Source organism: Bittarella massiliensis (ex Durand et al. 2017) (genome assembly GCF_009876955.1).
Lineage (GTDB): Bacteria > Bacillota > Clostridia > Oscillospirales > Ruminococcaceae > Bittarella > Bittarella massiliensis.
Map to the genome: position 1 here is coordinate 64,774 of NZ_WWVY01000007.1, position 16,702 is coordinate 81,475.

12 protein-coding genes and 1 riboswitch are annotated in these 16,702 nt (G+C 63.2%); of the genes, 4 read left to right on the forward strand and 8 right to left on the reverse strand.

Going from position 1 to position 16,702, the window contains the following annotated elements; all coding sequences use genetic code 11:
• Positions 1-153: 153 nt before the first annotated feature.
• The 4 genes from GT748_RS15540 to GT748_RS09090 form a co-directional block, all read right to left on the reverse strand.
• Positions 154-1,929, reverse strand: a complete 1,776-nt coding sequence (locus GT748_RS15540) for a GGDEF domain-containing protein (protein WP_044992782.1) — start codon at positions 1,927-1,929, stop codon at positions 154-156.
• A gap of 335 nt (positions 1,930-2,264) precedes the next feature.
• Positions 2,265-2,954 carry an anaerobic ribonucleoside-triphosphate reductase activating protein gene (locus GT748_RS09080; protein WP_021659857.1) on the reverse strand — a complete coding sequence of 230 codons (690 nt, stop codon included), beginning with the start codon at positions 2,952-2,954 and terminating at the stop codon, positions 2,265-2,267.
• On the reverse strand, positions 2,951-5,053 hold the full coding sequence (locus GT748_RS09085; protein WP_021659856.1) for a ribonucleoside triphosphate reductase: 2,103 nt from the start codon (positions 5,051-5,053) through the stop codon (positions 2,951-2,953). The genes GT748_RS09080 and GT748_RS09085 overlap by 4 nt, the downstream gene beginning before the upstream one ends.
• Before the next feature lie 139 nt (positions 5,054-5,192).
• A riboswitch (cobalamin riboswitch) is annotated at positions 5,193-5,384 on the reverse strand.
• Positions 5,385-6,022: 638 nt separating this feature from the next.
• Complete coding sequence (locus GT748_RS09090; RefSeq protein ID WP_021659854.1) at positions 6,023-7,213, reverse strand: Mbeg1-like protein; 1,191 nt, start codon at positions 7,211-7,213, stop codon at positions 6,023-6,025.
• Positions 7,214-7,398: 185 nt separating this feature from the next.
• Here GT748_RS09090 and GT748_RS09095 point away from each other — a divergent pair, with 185 nt between their 5' ends.
• Positions 7,399-9,333, forward strand: a complete 1,935-nt coding sequence (locus GT748_RS09095) for a putative bifunctional diguanylate cyclase/phosphodiesterase (RefSeq protein ID WP_021659852.1) — start codon at positions 7,399-7,401, stop codon at positions 9,331-9,333.
• A 57-nt stretch (positions 9,334-9,390) separates the two neighbouring features.
• Here the strand turns inward: GT748_RS09095 and GT748_RS09100 are convergent, their stop codons facing one another.
• Positions 9,391-10,701, reverse strand: a complete 1,311-nt coding sequence (locus tag GT748_RS09100) for an MFS transporter (RefSeq protein ID WP_021660897.1) — start codon at positions 10,699-10,701, stop codon at positions 9,391-9,393.
• Between the two features lie 324 nt (positions 10,702-11,025).
• Here GT748_RS09100 and GT748_RS09105 point away from each other — a divergent pair, with 324 nt between their 5' ends.
• Entirely contained in the window at positions 11,026-12,087 is a 1,062-nt protein-coding gene (locus GT748_RS09105) for a cation diffusion facilitator family transporter (protein ID WP_021660898.1), read from the forward strand.
• Positions 12,088-12,431: 344 nt separating this feature from the next.
• Here GT748_RS09105 and GT748_RS09110 read toward each other — a convergent pair whose 3' ends face one another.
• Positions 12,432-13,562 carry a DUF4317 domain-containing protein gene (locus GT748_RS09110; RefSeq protein WP_044993193.1) on the reverse strand — a complete coding sequence of 377 codons (1,131 nt, stop codon included), beginning with the start codon at positions 13,560-13,562 and terminating at the stop codon, positions 12,432-12,434.
• Positions 13,563-13,690: 128 nt separating this feature from the next.
• Between GT748_RS09110 and GT748_RS09115 the strand changes: the two genes are divergently transcribed.
• Complete coding sequence (locus GT748_RS09115) at positions 13,691-14,131, forward strand: hypothetical protein (RefSeq protein ID WP_044993195.1); 441 nt, start codon at positions 13,691-13,693, stop codon at positions 14,129-14,131.
• A 117-nt stretch (positions 14,132-14,248) separates the two neighbouring features.
• Here GT748_RS09115 and GT748_RS09120 read toward each other — a convergent pair whose 3' ends face one another.
• Positions 14,249-15,022 (reverse strand): AIPR family protein, encoded by a 774-nt coding sequence (locus GT748_RS09120; RefSeq protein WP_161213467.1) that lies wholly within the window; start codon positions 15,020-15,022, stop codon positions 14,249-14,251.
• The gene (locus tag GT748_RS15785; RefSeq protein WP_161213466.1) at positions 14,938-15,927 is read right to left on the reverse strand and encodes an AIPR family protein; all 990 of its coding nucleotides are present in this window, start codon (positions 15,925-15,927) and stop codon (positions 14,938-14,940) included. Before GT748_RS15785 ends, GT748_RS09120 begins: the two co-directional genes overlap by 85 nt.
• Before the next feature lie 339 nt (positions 15,928-16,266).
• Here GT748_RS15785 and GT748_RS16100 point away from each other — a divergent pair, with 339 nt between their 5' ends.
• Complete coding sequence (locus tag GT748_RS16100; protein ID WP_044993197.1) at positions 16,267-16,668, forward strand: hypothetical protein; 402 nt, start codon at positions 16,267-16,269, stop codon at positions 16,666-16,668.
• Positions 16,669-16,702: the final 34 nt, after the last annotated feature.

The window sequence follows — 16,702 nt, forward strand, 5'->3', positions numbered from 1 at the left end:
CGGCCGATTTTTCTATTATCATATCATTATCTTCCAATCTTTACAATTGGAAGTGGCCATTTATAGACAAAATTTGTTGTGTTTTCACCAAGAAAAGCCGGCCTTTGCAAAATTCCTCGCAAAGGCCGGCAAGCGGTCGGTCCCCAACCGCCCCTAGCACAGCAGCAGTTGGCAGATGCGGGCCGCCCCTTTGAGCAGGGCGACCTCCTCCTTGTTCCAGTAGCGCCGGGCGCCGTTGACCTCGGCCCCCAAAAGGCCCAGACGCCCGCCGCCGGCAACGCGGCACTGCAGCACCGCCCGGGCCCCCCGCGCCCGGCAGAAGGCGGCAAAGCGGGGGGCGCTCTCCCCGGCGGCCTCCGCGTCGGGGCAGTAGAGCAGCCCGGCGGCGGGGTCATAATAGGGCTGCAGGTCCACCCGATCGAGAAGGGCGGGCGCCGCCGGCCCGTCGGGGAGACCGGCAGCCACCCCGGGGGCCGTCCAGACGTGCAGGGGGGCCTCCCCCTTCCAGACAAAGTAGGTGCGGTGGGCGCCCAGGGCGTCCCCCAGGTCGGCCAGCACCCGGCGCACCCCCTCCTCCGGTGCGGGGGCGGCCGTCGCCCGCTCTAGCAGCCGCCCCAGGCAGAGGGGGCAGTCGGCCTCCCCTCCCCTGTCCCCGCCCAGGGCGGGGGCAGGGGCCCCGGCGGCCATCCGGTAGCGGTCCTTCCCCGCCCGCTTGGCCTCGTACATGGCCCGGTCGGCAGCGGCAAAGAGGGTCTCGTAGCTGGCGCCGTCCCGGGGCCAGAGGGCGACGCCGATGCTCCCCCGCACCGAGAGGCCCCGGCGGGAGGGAAGCTCCTGTTCCAGCAGTTGGCAGAGGCGCTCCACCGTCTCCCCCACCACCGGCGCGGCGGCGTCCTTCATAAAGACCACAAACTCGTCGCCCCCCACCCGGCCCACGATGTCGGTGGCGCGAAAGTTGGCCCGCAGCCGGGCGCTGACCTCGGTGAGGACCGCGTCGCCAAACTGGTGGCCGTAGCGGTCGTTGACCCCCTTGAAGTCGTCCAGGTCAATGAGCAGCAGGGCGCCGGAGCTGCCCCGGCAGGGGCCTTGCAGGTAGCCGTCCACCGCCTCGGCGGTGGAGAGCTTGTTGTAGAGCCTTGTCATGGGGTCGCGGCAGCAGCGGGAGCGCAGCTTCTGGGTCTCCTTTTTGTGGGCGCTGATGTCCCGCAGCACCCCCAGCACACAGGTGCGGCCCCCCGGGCCCTCCACCGGCGCGCCGGAGGCCGAAAACCAGCCCCCCTCGTGGCCGGGGAAGGCCCGCCCTTCCAGCCGCACCTCGGCCGGGCCGGCGCTCTTCCCCCGGCAGATGGCGGCAAAGTCCGCCGTCCCGGGGCAGCCGCTCCCTTCCAGGGCGGCCAGGTAGCCCTCTGCCCGCCAGATGCCGCCCCCCGCCCGGCCGGGGCGGCGGTCGCAGAAGGTCATCACGTCCTCCGCCCCGTCGTACTCAAAGGCCAGCCCATCGGTGCAGCGCAGCAGCACCTGTCGCCGCTCCCGCTCCCCCTCCAGCTCTCGCTGCATCTGCCGCCAGCGGCCGATGTCCAGGCAGAAAAACCGCCAGCGGTGCGGGGCCTCCAGCACCCCGCACCAGCGCAGCCAGCGCAGCTGGCCCGCCGGGGTGTAGCAGGGAAAGTCGGCCTGCACCCGCCCCGCCCGCCGGGCCCGCGCCAGTTTGCGGGCGGCCAGCCGCCTCCCCTGGGCCCCCAGGAAAAACCAGGGGTCCCCTCCCTGGGTGCGGGCAAAGAGCTCCGGCGTGCAGTCCAGCAGGGCCAGAAATCCGCCGTCGGGCGACCAGTGGGGTTTGGCCTGTCCCAGCTGCAGCCGGACCAGTCCCCCCTTGACCCCCCGGGCCGCCGCCGCCAGCAGCGCCTCGCCGCTCATCCTCTCGTTCACCAAATCTCCCCCTTTTACTGTGAACGCCCAATTGGGTCTCCTTCCCAATATAGTCAGGGGAGCTGTAAAAAAATGGCGTTTTTTGTCCCCCCCAGCGCCCCTGTGCAGGGGGCGGCAGAGGGACGGCGCCAGCCCTTTCGCCGTCCCCAGGGGGCGGGGGCGGCCCTTTCCCCTCCGCGGCGGCCCTGGCGGCGGGAAAAAGGGGGATAAAAAGCCCCCCTTTTTCCCGTTTCCCGCCCCGCGTTTCCCCGCGGCCGGGCGGGAAGAGACGGCAAAAAGGCGCGGGAGAGCGTTGCCGCTCTCCCGCGCCGGGGCCGCATATCAAACAGGCCTGTCTAAAAGGTGAGGCCGGGCTGGACGGCCCGGAGCTGGGGCTCCACCGCCCGCACCTGCTCGGGGGTAAGGAAGGGGCGCTCCAACAGGGGGAGGTGCCGCTGCCGGGCGCAGGCGGGGGTGCGAAAGAAGTTGAGCCGGTAGCGGGGCAGCGGGGGCAACTGCCCCGCCAACTCCACCAGCGCCCCGGCGGTGAGCCCGGGGTAGAGGGTGGTCCGCGCCTCGCAGGGAACCCCCTTTTCGGCCAGCCGGCAGAGGGTCTCGCGGGTGGCGTCGTACCCCTGTTCGGGGGGAACGCCGCACACCTGGAGGTACTGCTGGCGGGGGGCCTTCCAGTCGATGGCCAGGTAGTCGCAGAGCCCCGCCTCCACCAGGGCCAGCACCCGCTGGGTCTGGCGGCCGTTGGTGTCCAGCTTGACCCGGTAGCCCATGGCCTTGAGGGCGGCCAAAAACCCCTCCAGATCGGGCTGGAGCAGCGGTTCCCCGCCGCTGACCACCACCCCGTCCAGCAGCCCCCGGCGCTTTTTCAAAAAGGCCTCCACCTCCCCTTCGGGCAGGCAGTCGCCGGGACCCAACAGGTCGCGGTTGTGGCAGTAAAAGCAGTCGGTGTCGCAGCCGCGGGTGAAGAGGACGCAGGCCAGCACCCCGGGGAAGTCGATGGTGCTGGTGCGCTGGATGCCGGCGACCTTCACTGGGCGGCCGCCTCGGAGAGTTCGCCCTCTTTGATGACGTACTTGACCCGCTGGCGGTACTCCTCCTTCTTGCCCTTGTGGAAGTTCTGCACCGGGCGGAGATAGCCCACCACCCGGCTCCACACCTCGGTGGCGGCGCCGCAGTCGGGGCAGCTGTACACCTCGCCGCTGATGTAGCCGTGCTCGGGGCAGACCGAGAAGGTGGGGGTCAGAGAGAGGTAGGGCAGCTTGTAGTTGGTAAAGGCCTTTTGCAGCAGGGCCTTGGCCACCTCGATGTCCCGGATCTGCTCGCCCAGGTAGAGGTGGAGCACCGTGCCGCCGGTGTACATGCACTGCAGGTCGTCCTGCAGGTCGAGGGTCTCGAAGATGTCGTCGGTGTAGCCCACCGGCAGCTGGGTGGAGTTGGTGTAGTAGGGCACCTCCTCCCCGGCGGTGAGGATGTCGGGGTAGCGGTCCCGGTCGAGCTGGGCCAGGCGGTAGCTGGTCCCCTCGGCGGGGGTGGCCTCCAGGTTGTAGACATGGCCGGTCTCCTCCTGGAAGCGGGTGATGACCTCCCGCATGTGGCCCAGCACCCGCAGGGCGAACTGCTGCCCCTCAGGGGCGGTGATCTCGCAGCCCAGGAAGTTGCGGCAGGCCTCGTTCATCCCCACCAGGCCGATGGTGTTGAAGTGGTTGAACCAGTAGGAGCCGGTGCGGGCCTTGACCTCTTTGAGGTAGTGGGCCGAGTAGGGGTACATCCCATTTTCGGTCTGCTTTTCAATGGTCTTGCGCTTGATTTCCAGGCTGTTCTTGGCCAGTTCCAGCAGCCCGTCCAGCCGCCGCATCAGGTCCTCCTCGTCCTGGGCCAGGTAGCACAGCCGGGGCAGATTGAGGGTGACCACCCCGATGGAGCCGGTCATGGGGTTGGAGCCGAAGAGGCCACCGCCTCGCTTGCGCAGCTCGCTGGTGTCAAGCCGCAGCCGGCAGCACATGGAGAGGGCGTCCTCGGGGGAGAGGTCGGAGTTGATGTAGTTGGAGAAGTAGGGGATGCCGTACTTGCAGGTGATCTCCATGAATTTGTCCACCACCGGGCTCTGCCAGTCAAACTCCTTGGTGACGTTGATGGTGGGGATGGGGAAGGTGAAGACCCGGCCGTGGCGGTCCCCCTCCATCATCACGTCGCAGAAGGCGGTGTTGAGCAGGTCCATCTCGGCCTGAAAGTCGCCGTAGCAGGCGTCCATGGGCTGGCCGCCGATGACCACGCACTCGTCCTTGAGGGTGGAGGGGACCACGATGTCGAAGGTCAGGTTGGAGAAGGGGCACTGAAAGCCCACCCGGGTGGGGACGTTGAGGTTGAAGATGAACTCCTGCAGCGCCTGTTTCACCGCGGCGTAGTCCATGTGGTCGTAGCGGATGAAGGGGGCGCAGTAGGTGTCAAAGGAGGACCAGGCCTGGGCGCCGGCCGACTCGCCCTGGGTGGTGAAGGTGGAGTTGACGATCTGCCCCAAAAAGGAGCGCAGGTGCTTGGCCGGGCCGCTCTCCACCTTGCCGGGCACCCCGCCAAAGCCCTGCATCAGCAGCTGGCGCAGGTCCCACCCGGCGCAGTAGGGGCCGAAAAAGCCCAGGTCGTGCAGGTGCAGGTCCCCCGAGGTGTGGGCGCGGCGGATCTCCTCGGGATAGATCTCGTGGAGCCAGTACTGCTTGGTAAAGGCCTCGCGGATGTAGTTGTTCATCCCGTTGATGGACTTTTGGGTGTTGGCGTTCTCCTGGATCTTCCAGTCCATGTCGTCCAGGTACTGGGAGAACATGTCGATGGTGGCGCCGATGAGGGCGTTGGCCTCCCGGGCGCCCTGGCGCTTCTCCCGGTAGAGGATGTAGGCCTTGGCGGTGCGGGCGTGGCGGTTTTCGATGAGGACCTTTTCCACCATGTCCTGCACCTCCTCCACGTCCAGCACGCCGGTGCGGGACGAGGCCATCTCCACCACCTGGCGGGAGAGCTCCTCCGCCCGATGCCAGTCGTCTCCCCCCACGGCGGCGGCCGCCTTGAAGATGGCCCAGGTGATCTTCTCCGGATCAAAGGGGACAATGTCCCCGCTGCGCTTGCGAATCGATTCGATCATCGTATTGTGTCCTCCCATCAAAGTGGTTTCAGAAAACCGCTGGAGACGCCCAGAGCGCTGAAAAGCCCCTGCCGGCCAAAGGCAGGCAGGGGCGCGACAAAAGTCACTCACCAGAGCCCGTTTGACGCCATACACCGTGGCAGCGCGCGCACAGCGGGCAGGTATTCCGGCTCGGATTCCACGCGCGCCCCGCCTTCCCAGCTCCCGGGGGAACCAGTGGCAGTTGGGGCGTGCTCTCTCCTTACGGCGGCGGGACCGCGCGGGCTTTTCACCCGTCTTCCCTGTTGCCGCCCGGCCCGATGACAGGCCGGGCACCCGCGTGCTTTCGTTTCCATATCTAGTTTTGATTCTGAAACAGATTGATCAAATCATACTACATCTTGTGCACCCAGTCAACCGTCATTTCGCCGATATTGCGGTGAAAGAGTGCCACAACAGGCGCGTTTTGAGAGGGGGTCCGAAGCGCCGAGGCGCATGGAGAAGCCCTTGGCGGGGTTTGGGCAGAGCGTCGGGGGGAAGGCCCATTTCACCCCGCCCCAACCAGGGGCGGACGCGTCCCTCCCACAGGGGCGCCGGGTGGACCTTCCACCCGGCGGCAAAGGGACAACGGGCGCAGAGGTCGGGCGGGCCGTTAGATGACAGGAGAGGCCGCTGCCCGCTGCCGGGAAGCAAGCCCTCCTTCCCGGCGGCGACAGGAGACCGGACCGCAGCCGATCCCGCTCCCCTCTCCGGGGCGAAAGGTTCCCTACTTCAGACACCACCCTGACTTCTTACCCCGGGGGCGGGCGGTATGGAGGTCCTCCCGGCGAAAAAGGGGGCAATCGTCCCCCTTCTCCCAAGCTCTTTCCGCCGCCCTGGCCCTCTTGACAGAGACGTCCGCCGCCCCCTGCCGGGAAGCAATCCCCCCTTCCTGGCGGCAACAGGAGACCGGGCCGCAGCCGACCCCGCTCTCCGGGGCGAGAGGGCACTCTACTCCAGACGCCGCTCCCCTCCCTCGCTCCGTGGGCGGGCAGGGCGGAGGTTCTCCCGCGCCGAGCGAAAGAGGCCGCCCATCACCTGGCCCATCAGGCGGCGGGTGTCCTCGTCCACATTTTTGAGGGACTGCAGCACCGCCCCGGCGCTGTGCAGCCAGTCGCCGGAGAGCTCGCCCACCGTCTTGGCCTGGGTGCCGGCCAGAAGCTGGTAGAGGGTGTCGAAGAAGGTGGCCCGCTCCTCCCTGCTCATCCCGGCCACCCAGTCCTTGAGGGTCTTGTCGATGAACTTGCTGCTGGCGCTCACCTCGTCGAGGCAGACAAAGCCGGGGCCCTTCACCTCCCAGGAGTAGAGGTCGTGCTGCATCAGCCCCACCTGGCCGCTGTGGACCACCGTGTAGGCCTCCTCGTGTTCCAGCAGCATCCCCACCACCGAGGACTGGGGCAGGTAGGTGTGCACCCGCTCCCGCACCGCCCGGTAGCCCGGGCCATCCAGCACCCCGCCGTCAAAGCCGGGGCCGTCGTTGTTCTGCACCCAGAGCAGCCGCTCCTGCACCGGGGCCGGGGCAAAGGCGGCGGCGTAGACCGCCAGGTTGCCCCCCTTGGAGTGGCCCCCCACCCGCCAGCTCGCCGGCCCTCGCTCCACCGCTCGGCAGAGGTAGGAGACCGCCTCCCTCTGGGCGGGCACCGGGGTGGCAAAGCCCATGTTGAAGTCCTCCTTCCAGCCCACCAGGGTGTTGTCGGTCCCCCGGAAGGCGGCAAAGCCGGTGCCGTCGCCGGGCAGGGCGCAGAGGGCGGAAAACTGCTTTTGCTCGTCGGCGTCCACGTCGTTGACATAGCCCAAAAGGGGCATCTCGCCAAAGCGGGCACTGGCGGCCAGGGCCCGCAGCAGGTCGCGGTCGCGCGCCCACATGGCCTCTGTCTGGCGGGCAAAGGCCGGGGAGAGGAGCCGTTCCGCCGCCCGGCGCAGGGGGATCGGTCCCCCCTCCCCCGGCGGGGGGACCACCCCGTCAAAGGGGACATAGGACAGCCGGCAGAGGATGAGGTTGTCCACGCAGGTAAAGGGCGCCTGGTCAAAGCGCAGGTCGCCCCGCCATTCCAGATAGTCAAAGATGTTGGCCACCGTTTTTGCCTCCTCCGCCCCCTGCGCCGGGCGACAGCCGGTGCGGGGGCGCTTTCTGCTTTTCATTATACCCCTTTTTGTGCCCTTTTCCAAACAGAGGGGCGGCGCGGGGATGACGGCAGTGGATTTTCATTGCCTTTTTGGCGGTTTTCGACTATGATGAACGTATCTTCACAGTTTTGACATATTTTATCCTTTGATTTTTGATTCTTGATTTTATTCTTTGCCCTGTGGGGCGGCGGAGGGATCGCATGCGCTGGGACATCGCGCCGGAGTGCGTTTCGGCAGTCATACTGCTCATCATCTGGGGGTACTCCCGTCGGGGCAGTCCGCTGCCCAGCTTGAAAAATCGGGTGTTTCAGGGCTGCCTGATCATCACCTTTTTGGCGGTCTCCACCAACATCCTCTCCACCCTGCTGCTGATGCGCCCCGGCCTGGCCCCCCAGTGGCTGGTCTGGGGGGTGACCACCCTCTACTTCATCTGCACCCCCCTGATGGGGCTGGCCTATTTTCTCTACTCGGCCGCCATCCTCTGCAAGGGGCAGCCCATGCTGCGCTGGGTCTTTGCCGGGGGGATCACCCTCGGCGTCCTCTACGCCCTGCTGGCCCTGGCCGACCCCCTCACCGGCAAGCTCTTCTCCATCACCCCCGAAGGCGGCTACCGGCAGGGGGAGTGGATCGCCCTGACCTACCTGCTCTTTTACGCCTACTGCGCCGCCAGCATCCTGCTGGTGCTGCGCTTTCGGCACTCGGTGGAGCGCTCGACGAGGACCATCCTCCTCTCCTTTCCGGCGGTGGCCTTCGTCGTCATCCTGGTGCAGCAGTTTTTCCCCACCGTCATCCTCTCGGGCTCGGCGGCGACCTGCGCCCTGCTCATCATCTACCTGCACCTGCAGAACAAGCAGATGTCTCTGGACTCCCTCACCGGCGCACCCAACCGGCAGGAACTGGTCAACCTCATCGACCTGCTCCTCTTTGAAAAGCGGCTGCCCACCTTCACGGTGGCGGTCCTCTCCCTGCGGGACTTCAAGCAGATCAACAGCCGCTTCGGCCAGTCGGTGGGGGACCTCTTTCTAAAAGAGGTCTGCGGCTGGCTGCGGCAGTTGGCGGGAGAGAAAAACGTCTTTCGCTTCGGCGGGGACGAGTTCGCCGTCCTCATCCGCGACGGCGGGCGGGCACAGGTGGGCCGGGTGCTGGGGGCCATCCGGGAGCGGATGGCCCTGCCCTGGCGGGCGGGCAACTACCTGCGCCCCCTGCCCTGGGCCATGGGGGTGGTGCAGTACCCCAGCAGCGCCGACACCGGCGAGGGGCTGGCCGGTGGGGTCGCCTACGCCGTCTCCCAGGCCAAGCGCCAGCCTGGCCGCAACATCTGCTACTGCGGGCCCGCCATGCTGGGGGAGATCCGCCGCCGGGAGCAGGTGCTGCAGGCGGTGAAGCGAGCCTGTTCCCAGGGCGCCTTCTCCCTGCGCTACCAGCCCATCTACGACGTGTCCAGCAGCCGCTTCCCCTATGCCGAGTCGCTGATGCGCATCGAGGGCACCCCCGCCGACCCGGTCTCGCCGGCGGAGTTCATCCCCCTGGCCGAGGAGACCGGCGACATTGTGGAGCTGACCTACCAGGTGTTGGAGCGGGTCTGCCGCTACCTGCTCTTGCTCAAAGAGCGGGACATCTCGGTGGAGGGGATACACGTCAACTTTTCGGCGGTGATGTTCGGGCAGCCGGGGGTGGTGGAGCGGGTGCGCCGGATCATCGGGGACAGCGGCGTCCCCTTCTCTCAAATCGTGATCGAGTTCACCGAGACCGCCCTGGCCGAAAAGCCGGAGCTGGTGGGCGAATTCGCCCGGGAGATGCGGCAGATGGGCATCCGCCTGGGGCTGGACGACTTCGGCACCGGCTACTCCAACCTGAGTTCAGTGCTAGCCCTCCCCTTCGACACCGTCAAACTGGACAAGAGTCTCATCTGGGCGGCGGTGAAGCAGGAGAACACCGCCGTCATGGTCCGGGCCCTGACCGAGATCTTTCACCGCATGGGAATGCGGGTGTTGGCCGAAGGGGTGGAGGACGAGGTGCAAAATCGCTTTGTCCTCGACTGCGGTATCGAGCTGATCCAGGGCTTCCTCTACGCCCGCCCCCTGACCGGGGAGGAGGCCGCCCCCCTCCTTGCCGCCAAAGTCCCCGCCCGCTAAAGGCAGAAGAGCGCCCCCCCCCCTTTTACAGGGGGGCGGGCGCTCTTTTCTGTGCGTTTACCGGCGGGGCGGCCGTTCCTCCAGGGCCCAGATGGCCCGGGAGCGGCGAAAGAGGAGGCAGGTGCCCACCCCCAGCGCCGCCAGGAAGAAAAAGAGGAGGGCGGCCCCCGCGCCCTTCCCCTCTCCAAAGAGGAGGTGCAGGGGGCTGCAGGCGGGCTGGGCGGCCATCAGGGGCTCGCAGACCCCGTCCACCAGGGCGCCTCCGGCCAGATAGCCCAGGGGGATGGTGAAGAACTGCAGGGCGTTTCGCACCGAGTAGACCCGGCCCTGCATCTCCACCGGGATGTGCAGCCGCAGCAGCACGTCGAGGTTGGCGTTCATGGCGGGGATGCAGAGCCACCCCAGCACCGAGCCCAGGCACCAGACCGGCAGCCCCCGCCCCAGGGAGAGGAGGAGGTTTTCGGTGCTCATGGAGAAGAGGAGGGCCCCCATGATCACCCGCACCCGGCTTTTGGGGGCCGGGGCGAGGGAGACCGCGGCGCTGCCCACCAGGTTGGCAAGCCCCGCACAGGTGTTCACCAGCCCCAGGGCCACCTCCCCCCCCCCGGCCCGGGAGAGGAGGAGGGCGGGCAGGGCCGCATTGTACATCGAGGCGGTAAGGTTGATGGCGGCCAGAAAGAGGATGAGGTGGAGCACCCCCCGATTTTGGGCGAGAAAGACGAGCCCCGCCTTTGCCACCTGCCAGGTCGGCTCCCGCGGGCCCGTCTCGGCGGCAGTGTGGGGGAGCCGGACGGCCAGGCAGAGGGCAGCGGCGGCCACGGCGAAGGTGGAGAGGTCGACCGCGATCACCGCCCCCAGCCCCCCAAAGGCGAAGACCGCGCTGGCCAGGATGGGGGCGAGCACGGTGACCAGGGAGTTGGAGAGGGCCCGCAGCCCGCTCACCTGGTGGTACTGCTCCCGAGGAACCAGCAGGCTGACGGCCACGTCGGAGGCGGGCTGCTGAAAGGTGTTCATCAACCCGCTCACGGCGTTGAGGAGGTAGAGGTGTCCCATGGCCAGCCGCCCGGTGGAGAGGAGGGCGAGGGCGCAGAGGGTGCAGAAGGCCGCCGCGCTGTCGCACAGCAGCATGGTCTTTCGCTTGTCCCAGCGGTCGCTCAGGGCGCCGGAGAAGATGCTCAGCGCCACATAGGGGGCGTAGGAGCAGACCGAGAGCAGGCCGGTGGAGAGGGCCGAGCCCCACTGCTGGTAGGACCAGACCACCAGGGCAAAACTGGTCATGGCGCTGCCCAGGGCCGAGAGGGATTGGGTGGACCAGAGGACGAAAAAGGGCCCCAGACCGCGATAGCGGGCTTTGATTTTTGAAAACACGATGGACTTTGCTCCTTTGTTTGGATTTCCGGCCGGGCCGGATGGCTGTTCCAAACGCGCAAAATCCCTCTGTCGGGCGAAAAGCGTATCTTTACTACTTAATGATTTGCTCCGCGCAGCGCCGCCCGACTAGCGGACCTTGCGCGGAGCTCCCTCAATGCAAAGGCGCAAAGCCGGCGCCCCCTCTCGCAAGAAATTTCCTCTATCGTACCGCCCCCCTCTCCCCTTTGTCAACCATGGCGGGGGCGGCGCATAAGCTGGGGGGCACGGCGCCGCCCTTCCGGCAAAGAGGGGCGGCGCCGCAGGATAAAGGAGGGGATCGCCGTGAGAGAGGCGGACGAGGGGCGGCGGGTGGCCATGCGGGTGTCGGGGGTGAGCATTGCGGTCAACCTGGCGCTGACGGCCTTCAAGTTGGCGGCGGGGCTGTTGGCCCGCTCGGGGGCGATGGTGTCCGACGCGGTCCACTCCGCCTCCGACGTCTTCAGCACCCTGGTGGTGATGGGGGGCATCAACCTGGCCGCCCGGCAGCCCGACCGGGACCACCCCTACGGCCACGAGCGGCTGGAGTGCGTGGCCGCCATCCTGCTGGCGGTGATTTTGGCGGCCACCGGGGCGGCCATCGGCGCCCAGGGGATCGCCCAGATGTGCAGCGGGGGGAAGGCGTTGGCAGCGCCGGGGGCGCTGGCCTTGACGGCGGCGGCCGTCTCCATCGCGGTGAAGGAGTGGATGTTTCGCTACACCCGGAAGGCGGCCCGGCGAGTGCACTCGGGGGCGCTGATGGCCGACGCCTGGCACCACCGCTCCGACGCCCTCTCCTCGGTGGGGGCCTTTGTGGGCATTTTTGGGGCCCGGCTGGGGTGGCCGATCCTCGACCCCCTGGCCAGCGCCGTCATCTCCCTCTTCATCTGCAAGGCGGCCCTGGACATCTTTCGCGACGCGGTGGACAAGATGGTAGACAAAGCCTGCGACACCCAGACGGTGCAGGCCATTGCCGCGGCCGTCCGCGCCCAGGAGGGGGTGGCAGGGCTGGACGAGATGCGCACCCGGCAGTTTGGGGCCCGGGCCTATGTGGACATGGAGATCGCGGTGGACGGCCGCCTCTCCCTCGAGGCAGCCCATCAAATCGCCGAGGGGGTGCACCGGGCCGTCGAGGCGGGGTTCCCCCAGGTCAAACACTGCATGGTGCACGTCAACCCCGCCCGCCCAGGGGGCAAGGCGGGGCCGAGAGAAGGAGACGCGATTTCAGAGAGGGCGGCCCCGTTGAAACCGCCCCCTCCGGCTGCCTGCGGACAGCTGGAAAAAGCACCCGGTCCCCAGGGGGAATCAAGGCAGGTGCCCTTGCAGCGCTCCCCGGTCGCCCGCAACAGGGCGGGGTCCGGCCGGTGACAGCTCCCGGCCCCCTCGGGCCAGGGCGGCCTGCCCTCCCCGGGACAGGGCCGCTCTCGTCGGCATCTCCCCACAGCGCCGCAATCTGCTGCCCCGGCCATGCCGATAGGGCCGGGCAGTGAAGGGCGCGGCAGAGGGACGGCGCCGCCGGCCACCCTGGACCCCGTCGGCCTTCGCCCGGGGAGAAGGACGCGGGGCAAAAGGACCCCCTTTGCCCCGCGAAATGGCGGCGAAATGTCGCCTCCCCCCTTCGGCCGACAAAAAGGGGAGCAACCTGCCCCTCAGGGCAAATTGCTCCCCTGCAAACCGAATCGCCGTGGAGCCCCCCTGCCGGGGGCAAGAAATCAGGAGATGTGGATGTCGATCCCGTTGACCTGTACCCCCTCCTCGGCGCGGATGAGGATGTAGCGGATGCCGTCGATGACCCGGGTCTCCACCAGATCCCCCCGCTCGGGGTTCACCTTGACGGTGACGTCGGGGGTGGCGACCTCCAGCGCCCGGGCGTTGACCAGGTTGCGGGGGCTCAAATCCAAATCGGGGCCAAAGGCCTCGTCGTAGCGCTGGGTAAAGGTGCTCAACCGCTCCTCCGGCACCCCGCAGCCCTCCAGCACCCGCTTGACGGCGTACTTAGAGACGGCCAGGGGCTCCTCCTCTTTGCGCTCCTTGTGCGCCTCGATCATCTCGGTGAGCTGGCCCTCCACCGCCTGCACCACCTCCAGGCTGCAGTCCTCGCCCAGGCTCTCCCCCAAAAGGGACTGAAAGGTCTCCTTCTGCTCGGCGGCGGGCATGGGGATCTCCCGGTTGAAGACGGCGTCGGCAAACTCCTGGTGGTTTTCGGCGGGGTTGCGGGTGTAGTAGAGGGCGCTGTAAATGTTGGCGCTGCGGCTGTCAAAGGCGGGGAAGAGAAACCCCAGTTCGGGGGGCGAGACCAGCCAGTCCGCCGGCCGGTTGGAGAGCTTGTTCTCGTAGATGAAATAGCTCAGAGCGGGGGTGGTGAGCTTGACCGGGCAGATGCTGCAGAGAAAATAGGTGTAGACCTGGTCGGAGGCGTCGTCCTGCCGGCCCCCGTCGGCCGAGCGGTAGGGGACGTCGTAGGTCTCGTGGGCCAGGAGGATGAGGTAGCTGCCCTCCATCGACAGGGAGGCGATGACCTTCTGCAAAAAGGCCTGCACCGCCTCCTCGTCCCCCAGACCGGAACTGCGCAGGGACATGAGCAGCCGGTGCTCCTCGCTGTCCACCACCTGCTGGGTGGCGAACTCCACATCAAAGAGGTTGCGGCCCTGGGCCCCCGAGAGGGTGCGCTTGAGGGTGGCGAGGATCTTCTCCGCCTCCTCCTCGCTCATCATCGAGAGGGGCTGGTCAAACTGGGAGACGATCTCCCGCTTCTCGTTGACATAGCAGCCCCGCAGGTGGGTGATGTTGGTCTTTTCCGGCCGGTAGCGGCGGCGGATCTCGGCGATTTCCCGTTCGGTCATGGCAAACTCTCTTCCTTTCGCTCTGTCCGGGGCGGGGGCGATACACCCCCGGGCCCCCTCTGCAATATCCTGTAAAAAGGGCGTCCCCCTTCCGGCGGCGCCCAACATTCTGTGGGAGTGATGTGACTGTGAAAAACATCATCTGCAATTCGCGCTGGTGCCCCGGGCCCGACGGCGGCCCCCTCTACTTTTCGGGGAGCGGGGCGACCTACGACAACCTCTGCGTCTGCGGCTACCGCACCTGCACCACCACCCTGCCCGAGGGCGGCAGCGGCTACGACCAGTACGACCCCGCCATCCCGGTGCGGGGACAGCAGGCCATCACCTGGGGGTATGTGCTGCGGGCGGTGGAGGCCCAGGACATCCGCCTGGCGGCCGAGTTCTGCGGCCCCAACGGGCAAACCGAGCGGCGGGAGGAGGTCATCACCTGCCGGGTCTGCTACTGCTTTAGCCGGCAGATGGCGACCTTCTCCATCCCCGATTGGGCCGAGACGGTGCGCCTTTCCCTCCACTTTGCGGGAAAGACCACCGCCTGCACCTACTACGCCCCTGCGGCCTATTTCTGCTAAAACGGCCGCACAGGGGCGGTCGGGGGCAAAGGAAGGGCCCGGAGCGCACATCGGCTCCCGGTCCTTTTTGGATGCCACTACTGTGCAAAATCGATATTTTGAAAATGCGACTTGGGTCTAATCGTTCGCCTCAGTTAACCGCTTATATATCTCTTTACATTTTCTTGTGTTTTTAAATATATTTGCGGGATAAGATTCGGAATAAAGGGCGTTCATTTGCAAGATTATCCGTGGCAATTTTTCTTCAAGTGCAGTTGTTATAAGCCCGTTAAGGTAGTCAACATTTAGCGCGCTCTTTTCGTAGTTGGGATCATTTTTAATGGTTTGAATAACACAGTATGAAATGAAACGGTTCGCATGTACACATACCAAACGTTCACGGCCAGATGTTAAATCTTTTTTTTGCTGCAAATAGGCCTCAACTATACGAACTGCTCTTACACTATTAATCAGTACAAATGAATTTGTTCTTGCGTTAAATAGTATTTTGTAAGGTGGTTTATTAATGTCCTCTGAAAGGCCGCCAACATTGCGTTTCGCCAAGGTTGCATATGATAAGTCCTCATGCCAACATGCCAAAGCAATAATGGCCTCATCAAAAGAAATTTGGTGTTCTGGATCAGTTAATGTATCGCCGCTTTTGAATAAATAAAGAATATGTGAAAAAGCTAACTCTGTTCGAAGCCTTTCTTGTTGATAATCAAGAGCGGCAAAATCTTTACTATCTATCCGGTTTTGTGTATTAGATAATTTTGTGATCTGGGTTACTGCGTCTACAGTTGCATTGCTAAGATCAATAATCTGGATCATGACATTTGCTTTGGCAACTTGTTCTGGATCTTGGGCATAGACGCTTCCAATTGTCCCTGTTGTCTGTGCTCCGTTAACCAAAGAAACGCCTGATAGTGAAATAGCCCAGTCGCTGTAGTTGTGCTTCCCTTTGCCTTTCGCTCTATTGAATTACAGAGAACTTTTATCCCATTATTGTAATATACGAAATTTTCCGGATCTTGTAAAAGGACCTTCTTAATTCCATCATTTACTTCTGTACTCCCCTTATAAAATCTGATATTTTTTGCGAACAGAGAATTGCCATATTTGTCAAACCATTCACCTATAGCAGCGGCGGAAATTATCCCATAGTATGCTGCATATGGGGCATCTATCTTACCCCAATTACTGAGAATAACATCCTCCAGATTAATTGTTTCAGGATTCTGCCCCTCAGCCAAATAGCTATAGATATCCCGAAATGTTAGTTCTTCAAACAGTAATAAAGTACTTATATCATCATTAGTAGAATTCATTAACTCAGTTAAAGGACGCTTGGCATAGTCCGGAATATACGCGTTGCCCGTATGAGTAAACACTAAGCTTATTTGATATCCAATTTGGCTGATTCCAAAATCTATATCAGCTTTTTTACCTAAGATTCTATCGTTTGCTCCATCCAAATCAAAGTTAAGCAATCTCTTAATACCTTCAATGTAGTTTTGCATTTTCTCTTGAGTAATTGAGCCATTACCATCATTTCTCCATTTGCTTTGGACAACAAATAATTTTTTCTGAGAGTTATCAAGATATAGTGCATCAATTCCTAAGTCATGGTATCCATCTGTGATACATAATCCAGCCTGTGAAGGGTCTAGACCGCATTTCATCATTAGAGCTAATGCAGCAATTGCACGAGTATCAAAGTGATGGTTAATATCATCCCTACAATCGGACAGATCAATTTTCCCCTCAAACATCTCTCTTAACCTTGTCTGTATTCGCAATATATTAATATTAGCCATGTTTGTTCTCCCTTTTATCCATGATAATAATCATACTTATTTAATCATTTGACAAAAACATTATACCAGATGAGTTTCTACAAAGATAGCCTAAACCCCTCATAATGTGGGAGAATTCCTGTTCCTTGTATTCTATTTCCAGAAGGCCATTTTCTTGGATGAAATCGTGTCGATGGTTTCTGCGATCGCCCATTCATCACAGCTACCCATTTCCAATCTTCTGCACAGATCCTACTTAATGCGCCCTTTCGATATAGAGGGGGAGTGTTTATAGGCTCGTTTTCCATGTTCCACGCGATTTGCACAGCGTCAGACAACCTCACCGGAAGGCCGGGTGATGTGTCGATAGTTGGCATCGAACTCCGCGCAGATCAAAAGGCCGCGCAGTACGTTCTACAAACTGTACCGAGTGGCCTTTCGTTTGCCTGTATATTCATCTACGTTACTACACTTTCCTTTTTCACTCTGCACAATGAAGAAGTCATCAAAACTGATGATGTAGCCGATATATTTCTGATTGGAAAGCAGGCTGTTAATAACCGGGCGGGTCCATCATTCTTTCCTTTCTGGGGAGAGGATGCCCTCTTGAAAAATAAAAACAGCGATACCCTTAAGGCTGTCACCCTCCAGATATCGCTGATAGATTTGCTGGACTACTTTTGCCTGCTGTGGTTCGACGAAAATGCCGTTAGGCTTCCGTATAAATCCATACGGAATGTATCATCCGACCTTTCTTTATAAATGGGCACGCATAGGTGCCTTATAACTTAAAATG

What these genes read in the sequence shown, in the direction of transcription:
- GT748_RS09085 (WP_021659856.1), bottom strand. Translation starts at nt 5,053, where the DNA reads ATGATCGAATCGATTCGCAAGCGCAGCGGGGACATTGTCCCCTTTGAT.
- GT748_RS09090 (WP_021659854.1), bottom strand. Translation starts at nt 7,213, where the DNA reads ATGAAAAGCAGAAAGCGCCCCCGCACCGGCTGTCGCCCGGCGCAGGGG.
- GT748_RS09095 (WP_021659852.1), top strand. Translation starts at nt 7,399, where the DNA reads ATGCGCTGGGACATCGCGCCGGAGTGCGTTTCGGCAGTCATACTGCTC.
- GT748_RS09110 (WP_044993193.1), bottom strand. Translation starts at nt 13,562, where the DNA reads ATGACCGAACGGGAAATCGCCGAGATCCGCCGCCGCTACCGGCCGGAA.
- GT748_RS15785 (WP_161213466.1), bottom strand. Translation starts at nt 15,927, where the DNA reads ATGGCTAATATTAATATATTGCGAATACAGACAAGGTTAAGAGAGATG.